Below are 19,459 nucleotides of genomic sequence, written 5' to 3'. Positions count from 1 at the left end.
AATCTTTTATGCGACGCGCAGCAACCACGTTCACGCTCATTCTGGTCGGTACCGCAGCCCTGGTCCTTGCTGGATGCTCTGGTTCGGCAGACCCAACCGTCGAACCCACTACCGTGGCGACGACGACCACCTCGGAGCCCACCGAGGCCGCAGCCACGGAAGAGGCGGACGTGGAGAAGGAAGCCGATGCCCCCGATCTGTCGCTCGCGAGCGCCTGCCTGAGTTTGGCAGAGCCGCTCCAGAAGGCCAATTCGGCGATGCTTGAGATCACGGAGTCAGCCACCAACGACGCGCAGTCGGCTGTGGACTCGTGGCGAGCGCTCTCTGCGGCATTCGAGGATTTCGGCGCGACTGCCGCCAACCCCGAGGTCGCCGCGTTGTCCGCCTCTGTCGGAGATACCGGTCACGCTCTGACAGACGTTCTGGAGAAGGTGTACGTCGAGAAGAACATGGACGCAATGGGGGATTTTGCCCAGGCAAACGACGCGTTCTTCAAGGCTTACCAGGAGCTGCTCGGCTTGTGCGGTAGCACGCAGTAGAGGCGGGTTTTCTTGTCTCCTGCCGCAGCGCGATAGTGGCGCCCGCGGCCGCCGATAACGGGCCTTCTCGCACGCCGCGCCGGATGCGGACGGACATGCGGGCAGACTAGGGCTCATGCTCGAAGACGACCTCGAACTTCTCGCCCACGACTACCTGGGCGAACTCGGGTGGCGTCCGGTCCACGGCTCTGAGCTCAACGCCCGCCGCGCGTCGGCGGCGGACCCGGTGCTCGTCGTCGACTTCCGCGCGGCGCTGGCGCGCCTCAATCCGGCCGTGCCCGCGACACTCCTGGACCAGGCCGTCACAGAGATCCTGGCACCCGCGTCGCAGGACGCCGCCTCGGAGAACCTGCGCCTCCACGAACTCATGGTGCACGGCTACCGCGGGGTCAGCTGGCTGGAGCCCGACGGCACCGAGCGCACCCCCACGCTGCGGCTGATCGACCCGGACCCGTCGGCCAACGACTGGCTGGCCGCCCGCCAGGTGATCGTCCGCGACCGCGACGCCCACCGTCGCTTCGACCTCGTCCTCTACTGCAACGGCCTGCCCGTCGGCATCGTGGAGCTCAAGAACTCCGGCGACCAGTCCGCCACGGTCGCCACCGCCCACGCCCAGCTCGCCACCTACCTGCGCGAGTTCCCGATGGCCTTCCGCGCCTGCGTGGTCACGCTCATCAGCGACGGGGTGGTGGCGAAGTACGGCAACCCGTTCGCTCCGCTCAACCACTACGCCGAATGGAACGTCGACGACGACGGCCTCCCGCTCGCCGACCAGGCGCCCGCGCTCGAATCGCTGCTCGACGGCGTGGCCAACCTAGAGCGCTTCGGCCAGCTCATGCGGAACTTCACCGCCTTCGCCGAGGGGGAGGGCGGCATCCTCAAGCGCACCGCCAAGCCGCACCAGTACTTCGCCGTCACCAAGGCCGTCGGCCGTACAGTCCAGGCCGTCGAGAGCGACGGCAAGGCTGGCGTCGTCTGGCACACGCAGGGCTCCGGCAAGTCGCTGGAGATGGAGTTCTACGCCAACCTCCTCCTCCGCACCACCCGCCTCCGGAACCCCACCGTCGTGGTGGTGACCGACCGCACCGAGCTCGACGGCCAACTCTTCGACGGCTTCGCCGCCTCGAAGCTGTTCCCCGAGAAGCCGGAGCAGGTGTACACCCGCGAGGCCCTCCGCACGGCGCTCACCGAGCGCAACTCCGGCGGGATCCTGTTCACCACGCTGCAGAAGTTCGGCCGCACGCAGCAGGAGCGCGAGGCCGGCCGCGAGCATCCGCTGCTGTCGGAGCGGCGCAACATCGTGGTGATCGTCGACGAGGCACACCGCAGCCACTACGACGACCTCGACGGCTACGCCCGCCACCTCGCCGATGCCCTCCCCAATGCCACCCTCATCGCCTTCACCGGCACCCCGATCAGCTTCACCGACCGCAATACCCGCGAGGTGTTCGGCGACTACATCGACATCTACGACCTCACCCGCGCCGTCGCGGACGGTGCCACCGTGCCGGTGTACTACGAGCCGCGGCTGGTCACCGTCGGGTTCGACGACGGCGTCACCTCGGAGCAGCTCGACGCGGCCGCCGACGAGCTCACCCGCGACCTCGACGAGACCGAGCGCGAACAGGTCGAGCGGTCGGTGGCCGTCATCAACTCCATCTACGGCGCGCCCGAGCGGCTGCGCACCCTGGCCGCGGACATCGTCGAGCACTGGGAGAAGCGCCGAGCGCGGGTGGTCGCGGAGATCGAGGGGCCGGGCAAGGGGATGATCGTGTGCGCGACGCGCGAGATCGCGGCCAACCTCTACCGGCAGATCGTCGAGCTGCGGCCCGACTGGCACTCGGATGCCATCGACGGCGGACGCATCAAGGTGGTCTACTCCGGCACGGCCTCGGACCAGCCGCCGATCAGTGACCACGTGCGCCGCGAGTCCGAGAACAAGGTGATCAAGAAGCGGCTGGCCACCGCGGAGGACGTGCTGGAGCTCGTCATTGTCAAGGACATGATGCTGACCGGGTACGACTCCCCGCCGCTGCACACCCTCTACCTCGACCGTCCGCTCAAGGGCGCCCTGCTCATGCAGACCCTCGCCCGGGTCAACCGGACGTTCCGGGGCAAGTCCGCCGGCCTGCTGGTGGCCTACGCGCCGCTCACCGACAACCTCGCCCACGCGCTTGCCGAGTACACCCTCTCCGACCAGCGCGAACGCCCGATGGGTCGCGACGTGGGCGAGGCCGTCGAGCTGGCGCGGGCGCTCGTGGACCAGCTCCGCGAGCTCGTCCGCCCGGTGAACTGGCGCGCCAAGCTCGGCACGCCCCGCGGCTGGATGGACGCCGCCCGTCTGTTGACCGCCTGGCTGCGGGACCCGCGGAACCCGGGCAACCGCGTCGAAGAGGGGCACGCGACGCTCACCGACCGCTACCGGCACCTCACCACTCAGCTCGGCCGCGCCTGGGCGCTGTCGGCGGGAGCGGAGAATCTGGCCGACATCGCCGACGAAGTCCGGTTCTACGTGGAGGTCCGGGCCTGGGTGGCGAAGCTGGACGCCGCCGAGCGGGAGGCCACCGGGCGGCCGGTGCCGGAGGAGGTGGCGCGGGCGCTGCTCGCCGTCGTCGAGGACTCCACCGACTCGCGCGACGTCATCGACATCTACCAGATGGCGCAGATCACCCCGCCCGACTTCGACCACCTGGCACCGTCGGTGCTGGAGGAGGCGCAGGCATCGCAGAACCCGCAGCTGGCCATCGAGGCGCTGCGCGCCGCGCTGCTGCTGGAGGCGGCGCGCGTGTCCGGCCGCAACCTGGTGCGGCAGCAGACCTTCGGGGACCGGGTTGCAGACGTCATCAACCGCTACACCAACGGGCAGCTGACCTCCGCCGAGGTGCTGCTTGAACTGTGGCGCACCGCAGAGGAGATCGCGTCCGAGGCTCGACGGGGGGAGCAGTTCGACCCGCCGCTCGGCACCGACGAGCTGGCCGTCTACGACGCCGTCGCGGCGAACGACTCGGCGATGGAGGTGCTGGGCCAGCCCGTGCTGGGGCAGATCGCGCGCGAGCTGGTCGAGCTGCTGAGGCGCGACGCGAAGACGGATTGGACGGTACGCGACGACGTGCGCGCGTCCATCCGCGCCAAGATCAAGCGCCTGCTGCGCAAGTACAAGTACCCGCCGGACCGCTCCGAAGAGGCGGTCAAGCTCGTGGTGCAGCAGATGGAGGTGCTGTCGCGGGTGTAGGCGCGCCGGATGGTTCAGTCGGCGCCGAGCACCGCCGCGACACTCGCGCACTCGCGTCCGAACGCCTCCGCCACCGGCCGCGACACCAGCGCCCCGCCGTGCGTGGACAACCCCCTCGCCAGTGCCTCGTCGCGACGCATGGCCTCCCGCCAGCCGTGGTCCGCGATCGCCTCGACGTAGGCCAGGGTCGCGTTCGTCAGCGCCCACGTCGACGTGTTGGGCACCACCCCGGGGATGTTCGAGACGCAGTAGAACGTGGAGCCCTCCACCTGGAACGTGGGGTTCTCGTGCGTCGTGGGGCGTGAGCTCTGGAAGCAGCCGCCCTGGTCGATGGACACGTCAACCAGCACCGATCCCGGCTTCATGGAGGCCACCAAGTCGTCGGTGACCAGCTTCGGCGCCCGCGCGCCAGGCACGAGCACCGTGCCGATGACGAGGTCCGCCCCCAGCACCTGTTCGCGCACCGCCAGCGTCGACGACGCGATCTGGTGCACCCGGTTGTCCCACCTCCAGAAGCTCATCCGCAGCTTCTGCAGGTCGGTGTCGAGGAGGGTGACGTCGGCGCCCATGCCGAGCGCGATGTTGGCGGCGTTCTGGCCCGCCACGCCCGCCCCGAGCACCACCACCTTCGCGTTGGCCACCCCGCCGATCCCGCCGAGCAGCACGCCCCGGCCGCCCTGGTTCTTCAGCAGCGCGTGCGCGCCCACCTGGGGCGCGAGGCAGCCGGCCACCTCGCTCATCGGGTAGAGCAGCGGCAGCAGCCCCGACGACAGCTGCACCGTCTCATAGGCGATCGACGTCGTTCCGGCGGCCAGCAGCGCATCCACCAGCGGCTCGTCGGCGGCGAGGTGCAGGTAGGTGAACAGCACCAGGCCCTCTCGGAGCCGGTGGTACTCCTCCGCGATGGGTTCCTTCACCTTCAGTACCAGCTCGGCGTCGCCCCACGCGGTGTCGGCGTCCTTGACGATCTCGGCGCCCACCGCGCGGTAGTCGTCGTCGCTGAACGACGAGCCCACCCCCGCGTCGTGCTCCACGAGGACGCGGTGTCCGCGGGCGGTCAGTTCGTGCACCCCGACGGGGGTGATGGCCACCCGGAACTCGCTGTTCTTCGTCTCTCGGGGCACGCCGATGCGCATGGGTCGCTCCTTGCGGGGTCGCGGGCCGCGACGTTGCGGCCGACGCTTCAGGCTAGCGGCCAGCCGGTCCGGCCGTGGATCACTCGGGCGGTCGCAGGGCCTCGAGCTGCCGACACCTCAAGCCTCGCCTGAGGCTTCTCAGTTGGTGCCCTGTTGCGCGTGAGGAAAAGCCCTGGCCAGAGGCGGGGGGTGAACCAAGCTGAGAATTACATCTGAGAAATTCTTGGAATTCTCAGGTATCGGGTGTTACGGTCGGGCCCTCGCGGATCCGTGGAAAGGACCCACCACCATGTTCAAGCGCTTCCTCCTCGCGGCCATGGCCACGCTGATGGGCGCGGTGTCCCTCGGCGCCGTCGCACCCGGCGTCGCGCACGCGGCCACCGATCCCTACACGCAGCCGGGCCAGCACTACGTCAACGGCCGCTACTGGCGCACGGAATGCGAGAACTACTCGGACACCGTCATCCGGTGCCGCACCGAGATCTGGGCCACCAAGGTGGTCAAGGAGAACGGGGCATACCGCCAGCGCAACGGGTGGGTGTTCAACAACCTGACGTACCTGGCCTCGGACCGCGCGCAGTGGGAGGGCAACCCCCTGGGCAACAAGGGCACCTGGACGGACGCCGACGGCCGCGCCTGGCGCACCGACTGCGACAGCGAGGTGACCGGCGGCAACGGCTGCCGCACCTACGCGGAGTCCACCGTCGTCAGCTACCAGAACGGCCGCTACGTGCAGTACGCCACCGAGGTCTTCAACAACCTGGTGCACTTCTCCTCCGACGGCGCCGCCCCGGTGACCGCCATCCCGCCGCGCACCCCGGACATCGAGGGCTTCCCCGTCGAGCCAGACCCCTCGTCGGCCCCCGTCACCACCTGCAAGGCCTCGTACTACTGGCAGGGCAGCAAGACCGCCAACGGCGAGAGCTACAACCCTGACGGCTTGACCGCCGCCCACCGCACGCTGCCCTTCAACACCATGGTCCGCGTGGTCAACCCGGCCAACGGCAAGGAGGTCACGGTCCGGATCAACGACCGCGGGCCCTTCATCGACGGCCGCTGCATGGACCTCTCGCGCGGGGCCATGACCATCCTCGGCGGCACCTCCGCCGGCGTGATCACCATCAACTACCAGGTTCTGCCTGGCTGAGCGGGGATCCCCCCTCCCCGACCGACGGGGCCGCGCCGACCGCGCGGCCCCGTCGGTCTTTCTGCGCGCCCAGGTCTAGGTGGGAGTCGGCACGAATCGCCGTCGGAGTTGGGGGTCGAGGTCGCTGGGGGCGTCGGGGTCGGGTTGCGACGGCGTGTCGTGCTCAGGGGGAGGCGGCCGGGTGGTGGGGGCGCGACGGTGGGGGCGGCGGGGTGCGGGTTGTGCCCGGTCGGGGTGGGCACGAATCGCCGTCGGAGTTGGGGGTCGAGGTTGCTATGGGCGTCGGGGGCGGGTTGCGACGGCGTGTCGTGCTCATGGGGCGGCGGCCGGGTGGTGGGGGCGCGACGGCGTGTCGTGCTCAGGTGGGCGGCGGATCGTCGCTGCGATTCGAGAGATTGAGAGCGCTCTACAAGGGCTATTGCGCTGAGGATACTCTCGGGTTACCATGAGTCGTCGAAACGCTTCGCCAACGGAGGCAGTGTGAATATGAACCAGGAACAAGCGCCCACGCCGGGTGTCCATCCAGGCACCGACGCGCTCGCGCCGGTGTCGCGGCCCGAGGGCAGGGGCCGATGACTGTCGCGGCCCCGGTGCAGCCCCCGAAGCCGGAGGTGGTCGCCTCGGCCAAGCGGAAGCTCCGCCGAGGCGACGCCCCCGCCGGGTCCACCTCGTCGCGGCGCAAGCCCTCGAAGGCGATGTTCCTCAGCATCCTGCCCTTCCTCATCCTCGTCTTCCTGTTCTCGCACTTCCCGCTCTACGGGTGGATCTACTCGCTCTACGACTACCGTCCGGCGCTCGGCCTCTCCGGCAGCGAGTTCGTGGGGCTGCAGTGGTTCCGGCTCCTCGTCGGCTCGCCCACGCAGCTGGCCCAGATCGGCCAGGTCATGGCCAACACGCTGGGCATGAGCTTCATCGGCATCGCGTCCTCGGTGCTCCCGCTCGCGTTCGCCGTGTTCCTCAACGAGATCCGCGCGCCGTGGTTCAGGAACGCCATCCAGACCCTGACCACGCTGCCCAACTTCATCTCGTGGGTGCTGGTCTACATGATCGCGTTCTCGATGTTCTCCACCACCGGCCTGGTCAACTCGCTCATGCTGGACTCCGGCCTCATCACCGTGCCGATGAAGTTCCTGGACACGGACCAGCACATCTGGCTCACCATGGCCGCCTGGGGCATCTGGAAGACCGTCGGCTGGGGCGCCATCATGTACCTCGCTGCCATCGCCGGGATCGACCAGGCGCTCTACGAGTCGGCCAAGGTCGACGGCGCCGGCCGGTTCCAGACCATGTGGTACATCACCGTCCCACAGCTCATGCCCACGTACTTCGTTCTCCTGCTGCTGTCCATCGCGAACCTGCTCAACAACGGCATGGAGCAGTACTACGTGTTCCAGAACGCCTTCAACAAGACCTACATCCAGGTGCTGGACCTCTACGTCTACAACATCGGCATCACGGGCAACAGCCTGTCGATGGCCACGGCGATCAGCATGCTCAAGTCCATCATCTCGGTGGTCCTCCTCCTGTCGGTCAACGCCCTCGCCAAGCGCGTGCGCGGCACGTCCCTCATCTGATCGGAGCAGCAGACATGACCGCACTCGCGCACCAGCCCACCCGCATCGTCGAAGAGAAGGGATCCTTCGTCTTCCACGGGATCAACTACCTGATCTTCGCCCTCCTGGCGCTCATCTGCGCCTACCCCTTCTACTACCTCATCATCAACTCGATCAGCGCCAACGACATCGCCGCCCAGGGCGACGTGCGGTGGTGGCCGGTCGGCCTCCAGTTGCAGAACTACGCGCAGGTGTTCAGCCTGCCCGGCCTGCCGCAGGCGGCGCTCGTCTCGATCGGCCGCACGGTGCTGGGCACCGCCGCGACGGTCCTGGCCTCCGCGTTCCTCGGCTTCATGTTCACCCAGCCGCGGCTGTGGAAGCGGCAGCTCTGGTACCGGCTCGTCGTCATCACCATGTACTTCAACGCGGGCCTCATCCCGGTGTTCATCATCATGAAGACCCTCGGGCTGACCAACAACTTCTGGGTCTACGTCCTGCCGTTCGTGGTCCAGCCGTTCAACATCATCCTGGTCAAGACCTACGTCGAGTCCATGCCGGACTCGCTGCAGGAGGCGGCCGAGGTCGACGGCGCGAACGTGTTCCAGACGTTCTTCCGCATCGTCCTGCCCAACATGACCCCCATCCTCGCCACGGTGGCCATCTTCTCCGCCGTCGCGCAGTGGAACAGCTTCCAGGACACGCTGCTCTACATCACGGACCAGAGCCTCTACACGCTCCAGTTCCTGCTCTACATGTTCATCAACCAGGCGGCCTCCCTGGCGGCCGCGGCTCAGCAGGCGGGCGGCAACCTGGGCTCCATCGCCTCGGCCGCCACCTCTCAGACGGCGACGTCGATCCGCACCACCGTGTCGGTCATCGTCGTGCTGCCGATCATCTTCATCTACCCACTCTTCCAGCGGTTCTTCGTCAAGGGGATCATGCTCGGCGCCGTCAAGGGATGACGGTCCGGCTCCCTCACCTCCAGAAAGGAAACCCAATGCAGTACAGGAAGGCTGTGGCCCTTGTGGTCGCACCATTGATGGGTCTCGCCGGGCTCGCAGCCTGCAGCCCCGAGCAGGCTCCCGCCGACGACTCGTCGCAGGCCGCCAGCGGCACGTTCCCCACCGAGTGGTCCGAGGAGATCACCATCGACGTGTTCGACGGCCTGGCCAACCAGATGGGCGAGCAGCCCGGATGGTTCGCCAAGATCGTCAAGGACAAGTTCAACATGAAGCTCAACATCATCGCCCCCAACGTGGCGGGCGGCGGTGACACGCTCTACAACACCCGCGTCGCGGCGGGCGAGCTGGGTGACCTCATCGTCACCGACAAGGGCGAGAAGCTCGACGAGCTGGTCCAGGGCGGTCTGCTCCTCGACGCCTCCCAGTACTACCCGGCCATGTCGAACGCCGCCGTGTTCGACGCCGCCGTGACCCGCCTCAACGAGGGCAAGGACGGCACGTACGCCTTCCCGACTCAGGTCTCGCAGCTGAAGCCCACGGACTCGAGCGAGGGCATCGACCCCACCTTCGGCCCGTTCGTCCGCTGGGACCTGTACGCGGAGCTCGGCTACCCGGAGATCGGCACGCTGGAGGACCTGCTGCCGGTGCTCAAGAAGATGCAGGACGCCGAGCCCACCGCCCCCAACGGCAAGAAGACCTACGCGCTGTCCATGTTCAAGGACTGGGACGGCAACATGATGAACAACGCCAAGCAGCCCGCCACCTTCTACGGCTTCGACGAGATCGGCTTCGTCTACGCCAAGGCCGACGGCTCCGAGTACCAGAGCGTCATCGACTCCGACTCCGCCTACGTGCGCAACCTGCGCTTCTTCTACGAGGCCAACCAGCTGGGCATCATGGACCCCGAGTCCACCACTCAGAACTACGACACCCTGTTCTCCAAGTACCAGAACGGCCAGGTCCTGTTCTCCTGGTGGCCCTGGCAGGGACAGTCGGCCTACAACACCACCGACAACGTCAACGCCGGCAAGGGCTTCATGATCGCCCCGCTGCAGGATATGCAGGTGTTCTCCTACGGCGCCGAGCCGTTCGGCGGCAAGCAGGTCATGGCCATCGGCTCCAAGGCCGAGGACCCGGAGCGCGTCGCGGCGTTCATCGACTGGCTGTACTCCCCCGAGGGCACCTACTCCAACAACAGCCAGACCATGGGCGCGGCCGGCCCGCAGGGCCTGACCTGGGACGTCAACGCCGAGGGTGCGCCTGAGCTCACCGAGTTCGGCATGAAGGCCCTCGTCGGCGGCGGCGCAACCGTGCCCGACGAGTGGGGCGGCGGCACCTACGAGGACGGCGCGTCCTGGCTCAACACCACGCTCGTGCTGCCCATCGACGTCGACGAGAACACCGGCGCCCCGTTCAGCTACAAGATGTGGGAGACCTTCCAGGCCGCCACGTCGAACCCGCTGATCGAGGACTGGTCCGCGCAGATGGGTGGCGCGGCCACGACGATGGACTACCTGAAGGCGGAGGACAAGATCATGGTCGCCCCCGGCGCGAGCTACACGGCCCCCGCCGACAGCTCGGAGATCGAGACCCTGCGCAACCAGGTGAAGGCGATCATCGTCCAGGAGTCGTGGAAGATGTCGTTCGCGGCCAACGACGCCGAGTTCGAGTCGCTGCTGGCCAACATGCAGGAGACCGCGCGGGGCCTCGGCTACGACCAGGTCCTCGACCGTCGCCGCAGCGCACCTCCACCTCGCCGCCGAGGCCCGTGGCCACCCGCAGGCGCACGCTCAACCGCTCGGGCAGGGGCTCGACGGAGGGCCACGCCACCCGCCCGGCCCCAGCCCGCGCCCGGTAGCCGGAGCCCCGCAGCGCACCCGCCGCGACCGACGGCGCCGCGACGATCCGCCAGCTCGGCTCGGGCCGGTCAACGGTCTCGCGGCCGTTGAGATGCGGGTCGTTGCCCACCGCCACCAGCACCACGTCGGCGCCCGCGGCAGCCCTGGCCACCTCGTCGGGGCCGCTGCTCAGCACCTCGACGTCGAACCGCTCGGCGGTGGCCAGGTCGTCGGACGAGGAGCTGACGAGCCCGCCCCAGGACTCGACGCGCAGCCAGCGCCGGCTCCCGCGGTGCTGCAGGGACCAGCTGCCGTCCTCGTGCGCGTGCCGCACGAAGTGCTCGTGCGTGACCCAGCCGCCCGGGCGCGTGGAGTCGACGCGGACCATGCCCTCGTCGGAGCCTCGCCAGAGCAGGCCGGTGGGGTCGTGGCGGAGCGTGACCACGTCGGATCCCCACTCGACGACGGCGAACGCCGAGGCCTCGGCGTCGTGGCCCTGATCGGCCACAAGCACGCCGTCTTCCGCCCGCGACACCGCCAGCCCGGTGGTCCGCGACCGCAGCACCACCCGGTCTGCGCCGTCGTGCGCGCTGACCTCGTGGGTCTCGGCCGCGGCCGCGGCGAGCGTGACCATGTAGGGCGGGGTGCCGGAGTACCAGTCGTGCTTGACCACCTCCGCCATCGGCCCGACGACGGCCACGCGCGCGCCCGCGGCGAGCGGGAGGACGCCGTCGTTGGCCAGCACGGTGACCTGCGCGGCGGAGGCCCGGCGGGCGAGCTCGCGGTGGGCCGGGGTGTCGAGTTGGTCTGCGGTGATGCCCGCGTACGGGTCCGCCTCCGGGGTGAGCTCCCCGGTCAGCGCCCGCACCAGCAGCACGCGCCGGGCGGCGCGGCGGACGTCGTCCATGGTGAGCAGGCCCTGTGCGAGGGCCGCCTTGATGGCCGCGAGCGTGGAGGAGGAGTCCGCGTCGTGGTCGGTGAAGGAGTCCAGGCCTGCGAGGATCGCGGCCGCGTGGGAATCGGCCTCCGTGGGGTAGGCCCGCTCGGCGCCGGTGAGGTTGGTGGGCGCGTAGGCGTCGGAGACCGCGAGCAGGTCCGGATTCGCCGCCCGCACGGCCTCGAACAGCTCCTGCGAGGTGTGCGCCGGGCGGCCGTTGACCAGGTTGTAGGCGGCCATCACGCCGCCCACCACGCCTGCGGCGATGGGCTCGACGAACGGCGGGAGGTCGTACTCGTGCAGCACGCGGGGCGGCAGGCTCGACGACGACGTGCAGCGGTCCTGCTCGTTGTTGTAGGCCAGCAGGTGCTTGAGGGTGGGCACGGTCTTCCAGAACACGTCGTGGTCCCCGCGGAGCCCTGAGGAGTAGGCGATGGCGCACTCGGCGGTGACGTGCGGGTCCTCGGAGTAGCCCTCCTCGTTGCGCCCCCACAAGGGGTGGCGCAGCGGGTTGACCACGGGTGCCCACACGTTGAGCGACATCCCGACGGGGTCAGCCGCGTGCTTGGCGCGCACCTCCGTGGAGGTGGCCTCGCCGATCTCGCGCAGCAGCCCGGCGTCCCACGTGGCCGCCATGCCCACCGGCTGCGGGAAGACCGTGGCGGTGCCGGTCCAGGCGACGCCGTGCAGGGCCTCGGCGCCGGTGTGGAACTCCGCCAGGCCGTGATCCGGCATCGCCGGGTTGACCTGGTGGAGGAGGGCGACCGCCTCGTCGTCGCTGAGGCGCGCAAGTGTCGCGGCCACCAGATCCTCGAGGGTCGCGCGGGTGGGAGTGGTGCTGCTGGTCGTCGAGTCAGAAGCCATGAGGTCGAAGCCTTTCGATGCTTGAGTGGCGGCGGTGCCCGCAGTGATCGTTGCCCCAATGATGCACTATCTACGCTGCGTGCGCGAGACCGGGCGCCCAATCCGCCCCGAGGTGTTGCGGCCTGAGGCGCCGTCGTGATTCACTTGTGTCGAAATGATTCGACGACGAATCGACAGACCAGCTCAGCGAAGGAGTGCAATGCGATCCGGCCCGCAGCGCGCACCGTCACCGGCCGCGCCGACGGTTCACTCCACCCGCGGAGCCACCAGCCGTCGCTCCGGCAGGGAGTGGTCGTTGACCAGTGCCATCAGCATGTCCACGGCCGTGGACCCGATGGTGGTGCCGGGGATGTCGATGACCGTCATCGGCAGCAGCGGCGCCAGCAGCAACGACTTCGGCCCGATGGCCACCACCGCCACCGAGTCGGCCACCTCGGGGCCCCGTCGAGCCAGCGCGGTGATGACGCCCGGCAGCGCGGCCTCGTTGTGCACGATCAGCCCGGTGATGCCGGACTCCACCAACTCGTCGATGAGCGGCGACGCCTCCATGGGGTCGTCGCCGCAGGCCAGGCGCTGCAGCTCGATGTGGTGGGCCTCGGCCTCCCGCTCCGCGCCTCGCGCCAGCCGCACCGCGTACGACGTGCCGCGGGTGTGCACCGCGGGCGACGAACCGATGAGCGCGATGCGGGTGTGCCCGGCCGTGGCCAGCTTCCGCACGGCCATCGAGCCGGCGGACTCGAAGTCGAAGTCGATGCAGCTCAAGGATCCCGGGTCCTCCGGCATGCCGATCAGCACGCTCGGCTGGCGCAGCGCGGCCAGCGTGGGGAGCCGGCTGTCGCGGGACTCGACGTCCATGACGATGAAGCCGTCCACCATCGAGCGCAGCGAGACGCCCTCGATGCCTGAGGCGTCCGGCTCGGTGACCAGGAGGACGTCGTGCTCGAAGTGACGCGCCCTCGTGGCGATGCCGGCGACGAACTGCATGATGACGTCCACGTTGACGCCTGGACGCAGCGGCGTGACCAGGCCCAGCACGTGCGTCTTGGACGACGCCAGGGCGCGAGCCCCGGCGTGGGGGCGGTAGTTGAGCTCGTCGATGGCCTTGAGCACCCGCTCGCGCGTGGAATCGGAGATGGGTCGCCGGCCGCTCAGCACGTAGGAGACGGTGGACTGCGAGACCCCCGCCTTGCGTGCGACTTCCTGGATACCAGCCATCGTGACCCCTTGTCCCAGGGCGGGAGCGGCGGGGTCCGGCCCCTTCGGCCCGACGGGCCGGCGCCGTCTTCATACGGCCCTGTGAAAGCCAAGCCTAGGCCCGCGCAAGCGTTTCGACCAAGCGGGGTAGGCCGTCGGCCCGGCCCCATCGGCACGGCGGGGACCAACCCCGTGCCACCCACCATCTGGCGGCACGCGAAAGTGTCGCGGCAGGACGAGAGGACCCAAGCATGAAGTTCACCGACGGCTACTGGCAGTTGCGCCCCGGAGTCACGGCGCTCAGTCCTCGCAGCATCGCAGAGATCGTCGCCGAGGACGGCCGCCTGGTGGCCCACACGCCCACGCGCGTGATCGAGACCCGCGGCGACACCCTCAACTGCCCGGCGCTCACCATCACCGTCGACTCGCCCGCGGAGGGGGTCATCGGGGTCACCATCGAGCATTGGGACCAGCCCATCACCGGGCCCAGCTTCGCCCTGATCGACGGCGGGCACGAGGTCACGATCGCCGAGAGCGACGACTCCGTCTCGCTCACCAGCGGCACCCTGACCGCCACCCTGGGCAGGGAGGTGCCGTGGGATCTGCGGTTCGTCGGAGCGGGTGGGCCGCTCACCTCCTCGACGGGGAGGTCGCCGTCGGCGCTCACCAACCCCGACGGGCGGCGCTTCGTGAGGGAGCAGCTGGCCATCGCGCCCGGCGAGCACCTGTACGGGCTCGGCGAGCGGTTCGGGCCGCTGATCAAGAACGGCCAGAGCGTGGAGATCTGGAACGCCGACGGCGGCACCTCAAGCGAGCAGGCGTACAAGAACGTGCCCTTCTACCTGAGCGACCGCGGCTACGGCGTCTTCGTCGACACCCCGGACCATGTCTCCTACGAGCTGGCGTCCGAGTTCGCGTCGCGCGCCCAGTTCTCGGTGCCCGGTCACCGGCTGCGCTACCTGATCATCGACGGCCCCACCCCCGCCGACGTGCTGCGCCGCTACACCGCGCTCACCGGCCGCCCCGCCCGGGTGCCCGCCTGGAGCTACGGGCTGTGGCTGTCCACCAGCTTCACCACCGACTACGACGAGGCCACCGTCAACTCGTTCATCGACGGCATGGCCGAGCGGGACCTGCCGCTGTCGGTGTTCCACTTCGACTGCTTCTGGATGCGGGCCTTCCACTGGACGGACCTGGTGTGGGACCCGGCCACTTTCCCGGACCCGGAGGGCATGCTGGCGCGCCTCCACGAGCGCGGGCTGAAGGTCTCGGCGTGGATCAACCCCTACATCGCGCGCCGCTCGGTGCTGTTCGCGGAGGGACGGGATCGCGGCTATCTGGTCAAGCGCCCCGACGGGTCCGTGTGGCAGTGGGACCTGTGGCAGGCAGGCATGGCGCTGGTGGACTTCACCAACCCGGAGGCCACCGCCTGGTTCGTCGGGAAGCTGCGCGGCCTGCTGCGGCAGGGCGTCGACTGCCTCAAGACCGACTTCGGCGAACGGATCCCCACCGATGTGGTGTGGCACGACGGCTCGGACCCCCAGCGGATGCACAACTACTACGCGCACCTCTACAACAAGGCCGTCTTCGACCTGCTGGTTGAGGAGCGGGGCGAGGGCGACGCCGTCGTTTTCGCCCGGTCCGCCACGGCCGGCGGGCAGCAGTTCCCCGTGCACTGGGGCGGGGACTGCGAATCGACCTTCTCCGCGATGAGCGAGTCGCTGCGCGGCGGGCTCAGCCTGGCCGCGTCGGGATTCGGGTTCTGGAGCCACGACATCGGCGGCTTCGAGGGCACCCCGGACCCGGCTGTGTTCAAGCGATGGCTGGCGTTCGGGCTCCTCAGCTCGCACAGCCGGCTGCACGGCTCCAACTCGTACCGCGTGCCTTGGGCGTTCGACGACGAGGCCGTCGACGTGGCGCGCCAGTTCACCCGGCTCAAGATGCGGCTCATGCCCTACATCGGGCAGCTCGGCGAGATCGCCCACCTTGAGGGCGTGCCGGTGATGCGGCCGCTGTTCCTCGAGTTCCCGGACGACCCCGGCGCCGCGATGGTGGACCTGCAGTACATGCTGGGCGACCAGCTGCTCGTCTCGCCGATCTTCACCGACGACGGCACCGTGTCGTACTACGTGCCGTGCGGGCGGTGGACGCGGGTGCTCGACGGCGGCGTCGTCGAGGGTCCGGGGTGGCGGACGGAGAAGCACGGCTTCGACTCGCTGCCGCTGCTCGCGCGCCCCGGCTCGGTGATCCCCTGGGGTGCGGTGCAGGACCGGCCGGACTACGACTGGGCCGAGGGTGTGGAGCTTCGGGCCTACGGCTTCGGGCCCGGGATGTCGCGCACCGTCGAGGTGCCCCGTCCGGACGGTTCGGTGTCGCGGTTCGAGGTGGTCGCGGACGACGACGGCGAGGTCTCGGCCCGCCTCCTCGACGGCTCGGCCCCCGTCTCGTCCTGGACCCTCACCGTCGCCTGAGCTGAGCCGGGAGCCGGCCCGCGCAGGCCCATGCCGCCTGGCTTGCGTCTGGTCGCCTGGCTTGCGTCTGGTCGCCTGGCTACCGTCCCGACGCCTGGCTTATGTCTGGGAGCCTGCGCTGTAGGACAGGCGCCTCGGGGCCGCCTGCCGTGGGTTCAGACGCCGGCGCTATAGAGCAGGCGCGGTGACTTTGCGCAGGCGCGATGTCGTGGCCTGCCCTACCTCGGTGCGCCTGGCTTCCGTCTGGGGGCCTGGCGTCGGTCTGGGCAGCTGTGGTCGGGTGTGGTGGGGTGTGGTGGGGGCCGGGCCGCCCATGATGCCGGTCGGCGGCGCTTCGCGCTGCCGCGTACCGTCATCAACGCCCACCCAACCTGCCCCGGCCCCCACCACCCCCCGCCCCGCTGATCCGGTCGCGGGTCCTGGTGGGCGGGAAGAGCGTGCACGACACGCCGTCGGGATCGGTGGTCGGGTACGCATAGGGCGACGGGGTCCGATTCGCGCGGCGTTTCGTGCCACGCGTCTGGGCAGTGACGGCGACGGCGGGGACGTGAGGTGTGCGTGAGGGTGGGGGACGGCAGGGCGGCTGGGCGCAGGGATGCCCAGCCCGAGGGGCACCCGGAAGAACCCGCCTGAAGCAGACCCGAGCCAGGGCCGCCCTGCCGGCGCACGCCCGGACCCGACCACGCCACAGGCAGACGAGTGCAGGGAGACGTGAGACGAGGCCCGGGCGGCCTCGACTACCCGACCACCGCCGAGCACGTGGCCGACAGGCAGTAGCAGGACAAGGGCCGCACGGGCCTCGTGTCAGGGCTCACGGCACCGACAGCGTGAGCTCCAATCGCGAGAACCGCGGCCAACTCCATGGACAGGCGTCAGTTGGGTGGTTTCGGCGCGGGCTGGGCCGCTTCGCGGCTTGGCCCGGCTCAACCCAAGTCGACACGCGCTGAGCCGCCTCGTGGCTGAGCGTCAGGGGAGGGAGAGTGCGTCGTCGACGGGGACCGCCAATCCGTCCGCGACCAGCGACGCCGCGCACGCCTCGAGTTGCGCGGCGTCGGGCCAGGCGACGTCGGCCAGCCGGACCACGCCGTGGCCGCGCAGCGCCGCCATGATCCTGCCGCGACACTGCCGGTCCGTGCCCTCCCACGCCTGGACGCGGCGCTCCGGACCGTCCCAGGCCGGGCGTCCCGCCCCCAGCCAGGCGCAGCCGTCGGCGACGGGGCATTCCCCGCAACGGGGCGCCTTCGCCGTGCACACCAACGCGCCCAGTTCCATCGCGGAGACCGACCAGAGCGCCGCGTCGGCGTCCGACAAGGGCACGAACTCCCACGCCCGCCGCCGCTCCGCCGCCGTCTCGTGGCCGGCCGGGAACTCGACGCCCCCGTCGTACCGGGCGAGCACCCGGCGGACGTTGGTGTCCAGCACCAGCGAACGTCGCCCGAAGCCGAACGCGAGGACCGCGGCGGCGGTGTAGCGGCCGATGCCGGGAAGCGCCAGGAGGGCGGCCTCATCGTCGGGCACCTCGCCGCCGTGAACATCGACGACGACGCGGCCGGCCTCCTGCAGCCGCAGCGCCCGCCTGGGGTAGCCGAGCCTCGCCCAGGTCCGGAGCACGTCCGCGGTGGCGGCCTCCGCGAGGTCCGACGGCGTGGGCCAGAGGCCCATCCACTCCACCCACTGCGGCGCGACGCGCGCGGCGGGCGTCTGCTGGCACATCACCTCGCTGACCAGCACGCCCCAGGGGGTCACGCCGGCCGCGCGCCAGGGCAGGTCGCGGGCGTGCGCGGCGTACCAGGCGGCGAGGCGGGGGGCCAGGTCGTCGTCGGTCACCCACCGATCATGCCAAACGCCGCGCACCTGGGGCGCAGGCACGAGGTGGGGCGGGACACCGTCGCCACTGTTCCCCGTCCCGCTGACGCTTCCGCCCCTCCGCCGCCACGCCCCGCCCCCCGCTCCCGCCTCCGGTCCCGCGCGCCGCTTCCGCTCCCGCACTCCCGCCCCCGCCCCATGCGCTCCCGCTCCCGGTCCCGTGCGACCCCAGGGGTGGCTGCCGTCGCCCCCGATCCTGGGCCCGCACGCACGCGTCGAACGGGCCGGGTTTAGGCTGGGCGAATCTGGCCAGGAGTCCCGGGGGGCTCCGGTGAAGGGACCCGACGATGCAATATCCCTGGTGGAGCATGCTCCCGTTCGTCGCGATGCTGGGCGGCATCGCGGTGTTCCCGCTCTTGACGCGGACGAGGCACCTCTGGGAGAAGCCGTCCACCCAGCTGGGCTACGCGCTGGTGCTGGGCCTCCCCGTCGCGTTGGCGGTGTGGGCGCTGGACGACCCGTGGCGCGTCGGCCACGCCGTCTACGAGTACGCCCAGTTCATCGCCCTCCTGCTGGCCCTGTTCGTGGTCTCGGGCGGGCTGTTCCTCAAGGGCGACATCGAGGCCACGCCCCGCAACAACACCACCTTCCTCGCCATCGGTGGGCTCGTGGCCTCGTTCGTCGGCACCACGGGCGCCGCGATGCTGCTCATCCGCCCGCTGCTCAACACCAACGTCGAGCGCAAGCACCGGGTCCACACGGTGCTGTTCGCGATCTTCATCGTCGCCAACTGCGGCGGCCTCCTCACCCCGCTGGGCGACCCGCCGCTGTTCCTCGGCCTGCTGAGGGGCGTGCCGTTCACGTGGACGTTCGGACTGTGGCCCTACTGGCTGTTCGTGAACGCCCTTCTGCTGGTCAGCTACTACGCACTCGACCGACGGATCTACGCCACCGAGGCGCCGGAGGACGTAGCGTTCGACCACACCAACGTCGTTCCGCTAGGCGTGCGCGGCAAGATCAACTTCCTCTGGTTCGCCATCATCATCGCGGCAGTGGCGTTCGCTCCGTCGATGGACCTGCACGCCATCGAGACCGGCCATGCGACGGCGTGGTCCTGGATACCGGTGCGCGAGCTGATCATGATCGCAGTGACCGCCGCCTCGATGGCGACCACCCCCAGGAGCGTGCGCTACGGCGACAACGAGTTCAGCTGGGGGCCCATCGGGGAGGTCGCGGCGCTGTTCATCGGCATCTTCCTCACCATGATCCCGGCCCTGGAGTTCCTCGGTCAGCAGGCGCCCAAGCTTCCGCTCAACGAGATCACGTTCTTCCTGTTCACCGGCGGACTGTCGTCTGTGCTGGACAACGCGCCCACCTACGCCACCTTCTACGAGATGGCCTCGCAGGTGCCCGCGCCGCCGGGTGTGGCCATGATCGGCACGACGCCGCCGGTGCCGGAGACATTCCTGATCTCGATCTCGTTGGGGGCCGTGTTCTGCGGGGCGCTGACCTACATCGGCAACGGGCCGAATTTCATGGTCAAGTCCGTGGCGGACTCCCGGGGCGTGCACATGCCGTCGTTCGGCGTCTACGTCGTGAGGTCCATGCAGTACCTGGCACCCACCCTGCTGGCGATGATGCTGCTGATGATCGCGGACCACTGGGCCGCGTCGGCCGCGGGCGCGGCGATCGTGGCGTGGATCCTCGTCCGGGCGGTCCTGGACATCCGCCGATCGACGTCGGTGAAAGCAGGCAGCTGAGTCGCGCCCCGGCTGGCTGA

11 protein-coding genes are annotated in these 19,459 nt (G+C 69.8%); 7 read left to right on the top strand and 4 right to left on the bottom strand.

The window, feature by feature from the left end; translation table 11 throughout:
- Positions 1-113 precede the first annotated feature (113 nt).
- Both ACZK5N_RS01625 and ACZK5N_RS01620 read left to right on the top strand, forming a co-directional pair.
- Positions 114-539 (top strand): hypothetical protein, encoded by a 426-nt coding sequence (locus ACZK5N_RS01625; RefSeq protein ID WP_463624579.1) that lies wholly within the window; start codon positions 114-116, stop codon positions 537-539.
- A 115-nt stretch (positions 540-654) separates the two neighbouring features.
- Positions 655-3,771: a type I restriction endonuclease subunit R gene (locus tag ACZK5N_RS01620; RefSeq protein ID WP_458995307.1), complete on the top strand. Its 3,117-nt coding sequence runs from the start codon at positions 655-657 to the stop codon at positions 3,769-3,771.
- Positions 3,772-3,785: 14 nt separating this feature from the next.
- Here ACZK5N_RS01620 and ald read toward each other — a convergent pair whose 3' ends face one another.
- Entirely contained in the window at positions 3,786-4,907 is a 1,122-nt protein-coding gene (gene ald, locus ACZK5N_RS01615) for an alanine dehydrogenase (protein WP_458995306.1), read from the bottom strand.
- 289 nt (positions 4,908-5,196) lie between these two features.
- Here ald and ACZK5N_RS01610 point away from each other — a divergent pair, with 289 nt between their 5' ends.
- The 3 genes from ACZK5N_RS01610 (at position 5,197) to ACZK5N_RS01600 (ending at position 8,569) form a co-directional block, all read left to right on the top strand.
- Complete coding sequence (locus ACZK5N_RS01610; RefSeq protein ID WP_458995305.1) at positions 5,197-6,054, top strand: septal ring lytic transglycosylase RlpA family protein; 858 nt, start codon at positions 5,197-5,199, stop codon at positions 6,052-6,054.
- Between the two features lie 572 nt (positions 6,055-6,626).
- Positions 6,627-7,628 carry an ABC transporter permease subunit gene (locus ACZK5N_RS01605; protein ID WP_459018139.1) on the top strand — a complete coding sequence of 334 codons (1,002 nt, stop codon included), beginning with the start codon at positions 6,627-6,629 and terminating at the stop codon, positions 7,626-7,628.
- Positions 7,629-7,642: 14 nt separating this feature from the next.
- On the top strand, positions 7,643-8,569 hold the full coding sequence (locus tag ACZK5N_RS01600; RefSeq protein ID WP_458995303.1) for a carbohydrate ABC transporter permease: 927 nt from the start codon (positions 7,643-7,645) through the stop codon (positions 8,567-8,569).
- 1,614 nt (positions 8,570-10,183) lie between these two features.
- Here the strand turns inward: ACZK5N_RS01600 and ACZK5N_RS01595 are convergent.
- Positions 10,184-12,208: a glycoside hydrolase family 3 protein gene (locus tag ACZK5N_RS01595; RefSeq protein WP_459018137.1), complete on the bottom strand. Its 2,025-nt coding sequence runs from the start codon at positions 12,206-12,208 to the stop codon at positions 10,184-10,186.
- A 246-nt stretch (positions 12,209-12,454) separates the two neighbouring features.
- Positions 12,455-13,423, bottom strand: coding sequence for a LacI family DNA-binding transcriptional regulator (locus ACZK5N_RS01590; protein ID WP_458995301.1), 969 nt, complete (start codon positions 13,421-13,423; stop codon positions 12,455-12,457).
- Between the two features lie 230 nt (positions 13,424-13,653).
- Between ACZK5N_RS01590 and yicI the strand changes: the two genes are divergently transcribed.
- Positions 13,654-15,873: an alpha-xylosidase gene (gene yicI, locus ACZK5N_RS01585; RefSeq protein ID WP_458995300.1), complete on the top strand. Its 2,220-nt coding sequence runs from the start codon at positions 13,654-13,656 to the stop codon at positions 15,871-15,873.
- Positions 15,874-16,839: 966 nt separating this feature from the next.
- Here yicI and ACZK5N_RS01580 read toward each other — a convergent pair.
- Positions 16,840-17,700: an iron-sulfur binding domain-containing protein gene (locus tag ACZK5N_RS01580; RefSeq protein ID WP_458995299.1), complete on the bottom strand. Its 861-nt coding sequence runs from the start codon at positions 17,698-17,700 to the stop codon at positions 16,840-16,842.
- Between the two features lie 326 nt (positions 17,701-18,026).
- Here ACZK5N_RS01580 and ACZK5N_RS01575 point away from each other — a divergent pair, with 326 nt between their 5' ends.
- On the top strand, positions 18,027-19,439 hold the full coding sequence (locus tag ACZK5N_RS01575; RefSeq protein WP_458995298.1) for a sodium:proton antiporter: 1,413 nt from the start codon (positions 18,027-18,029) through the stop codon (positions 19,437-19,439).
- The last annotated feature ends 20 nt before the right edge of the window (positions 19,440-19,459 follow it).

This window comes from Tessaracoccus pujii, from assembly GCF_055326215.1.
Note: the sequence above shows the minus strand (reverse complement) of the source record. Positions and strands in the feature narration are given on the sequence as shown.